Source organism: Kaistella sp., assembly GCF_049588135.1.
Taxonomy (GTDB): Bacteria; Bacteroidota; Bacteroidia; order Flavobacteriales; family Weeksellaceae; genus Kaistella.
The window spans coordinates 1-2,191 of sequence record NZ_JBAVFG010000040.1 but is presented as its reverse complement, the minus strand read 5'-3'; the positions used below and the strand labels follow the sequence as shown (position 1 = coordinate 2,191).

The window sequence follows — 2,191 nt, the reverse complement described above, 5'->3', positions numbered from 1 at the left end:
AATTTTCTTACTTTCAAAAACTCACTTACCCAAAAGCTCAATCACTTTTGCCGTTTCTGCAACATCATGAACACGCAGAATTTTCGCACCTTTTTCCAGAATTTTTAAATGAAGTTTTTGGGTTTCTTCATTAATATCTAAAGGATTTTTTCCTAAAGGTTTATAAATAAAAGATTTTCGGGAAATGCCGATCAACAAAGGATATTTCCCAAAACCGATGAACTCTAACTCATCGATCATTTGATGTTGCTGTTCCACCGTTTTTCCAAATCCAAAACCTGGATCCATGATAATATCTTTCACGCCAAGACTTCTTAATTCTTGAATTTTTTCTGAAAAATATTGATTGATACTTAAAATAATATCATCCTTAATCAATCTTTCATGCATCGATTTGTAAGTTGGATTAATATGCATTAAAATGTAAGGAAGTGCAGTTTCGCCAGCAGTTTCGAACATTTTATCATCAAAGTTTCCGCCGGAAATATCATTAATAATATCGATTCCTTCGTTAAAACCAAATTTCACCACTTCAGCATAAAAAGTATCAAGAGAAATTAATGCATCGGGAAATTCTTTTTTTATGATTGAAATTAAATTTCCTATTCTTAAAATTTCTTCTTTTGCGGAAAGAAATTCGGCGTTCGGTCTTGTAGATTGTGCACCAATGTCGATGATTTCTGCACCTTCATTCAACATTTTTTCAACCTGTTTTAAAGCCGAATTTTCATTATTAAATTTACCACCATCCGAAAAAGAATCTGGCGTTAGATTAAGAATTCCCATGATTTTGGGTTTCGATAAATCGACTAAATGACCGCGGCAATTTAGAGTTGAAAAGTTGGAAGATTGAAGTTTCGAAATTTCAGTATTCATTTGACAAAAATACAATTTCTACCAAAGATCAACCGATAACTCTCAAACGAAATTCTTATCTTTGAAAAGTTTAGAAATCTTATGCAAAAAACATCAAAACAGTTCGACGAAGTTATTAAAGTCTGCCGGGAATTATTCAGTAATAAACTGTCGGATTATGGCGCCTCTTTTCGGGTTTTAAGAACGTCGTCTTTAACCGATCAAATTTTTATTAAAGTAAAAAGCCTTCGCAATTTTCAAACCACGAAAATTTCAAAAGTGGGCGAAAGTGAAGAGGAAAATTTTATCGCAATTGTGAATTATTCGATTATCGGACTTATTCAATTAGAGAAAGGTTTTGCCGATGATTTTAAACAAGACAAAAACGAAATTCTAAGTCTTTATGACCAATTTGCAAACGAAGCCAAAGAATTAATGTTGAAAAAAAATCATGATTACGGAGAAGCTTGGCGCGAAATGCGAATTTCTTCAATCACCGATTTAATTTACCAAAAAGTACTGAGAACCAAGCAAATAGAAGACAACGCCGGAGCAACTTTAGTTTCAGAAGGAATTGATGCGAATTATTTTGATATGCTGAATTATGCGGTATTTTGTTTGATTAAATTCTCTGAAGAAAAAAAATTATAAACCACAATAATTTAATTGAAATGTTGAAAAATATACTTAGGATTGTAATTGCTTTAATTTTTATTGCATCTGGTTTTGTGAAAGCCGTAGATGCAGTGGGATTTTCATTTAAACTGGAAGAATATTTTTCGCCTTCCGTTTTCAATATTCCGTTTTTAGAAAAACAGGCACTTTTGTTGGCAATCGTAGTTGTAGTTTTCGAGTTGGTTTTAGGATTTTTATTATTAATAAAAACTCGTCTTAAAATCACGCTTTCATTATTAATTGCTTTATGCGTTTTCTTTGCTTTTCTTACTTTTTATTCGGCTTATTTCAATGTAGTAACAGATTGTGGTTGTTTTGGCGATGCTTTGAAAATGGCACCTTGGCAAAGTTTCTGGAAGGACATTGTTCTATTAATCGGATTAATCATCTTATGGATTCTTTATAAAAAAGATTTTAATGAAAATGAAACGAAATCTAATTTTAAAAAATATCTTTCTGTATTTGCCTTTATAATAATGGTTTTTGTTATTTATTGGGGAATTGCTCACGAACCTTTAATTGATTTTAGACATTATAAAATTGGGACCGATTTAAATGCCGAGAAATCTAAAATTGAAAAAGATCCGTCGGAATACAAAACTTTCTATTCTTTAAAAAATGAAAAAACGGGTGAGATTTTAAAGGTAAATCAAGACGATTA

3 protein-coding genes are annotated in these 2,191 nt (G+C 31.2%); 2 read left to right on the top strand and 1 reads right to left on the bottom strand.

Features of this window, described 5'->3' with window-relative positions:
- Positions 1 to 21 precede the first annotated feature (21 nt).
- A complete protein-coding gene (gene folP / locus WBY99_RS02320) occupies positions 22 to 876 on the bottom strand; it encodes a dihydropteroate synthase (protein ID WP_423974737.1) in 855 nt (284 codons plus the stop codon).
- A gap of 81 nt (positions 877 to 957) precedes the next feature.
- On the opposite strand from folP, the gene WBY99_RS02315 reads away from it, so the two are divergent.
- Together WBY99_RS02315 and WBY99_RS02310 are read left to right on the top strand one after the other, a co-directional pair.
- Positions 958 to 1,506, top strand: coding sequence for a DUF1599 domain-containing protein (locus WBY99_RS02315; RefSeq protein WP_423974736.1), 549 nt, complete (start codon positions 958 to 960; stop codon positions 1,504 to 1,506).
- A 20-nt stretch (positions 1,507 to 1,526) separates the two neighbouring features.
- Positions 1,527 to 2,191: DoxX family protein (locus tag WBY99_RS02310; RefSeq protein ID WP_423974735.1), on the top strand; the 665-nt coding region annotated here is incomplete at its 3' end.

Coding starts and splice junctions, on each gene's coding strand:
- folP (WP_423974737.1), bottom strand. CDS start 876: ATGAATACTGAAATTTCGAAACTTCAATCTTCCAACTTTTCAACTCTA.
- WBY99_RS02315 (WP_423974736.1), top strand. CDS start 958: ATGCAAAAAACATCAAAACAGTTCGACGAAGTTATTAAAGTCTGCCGG.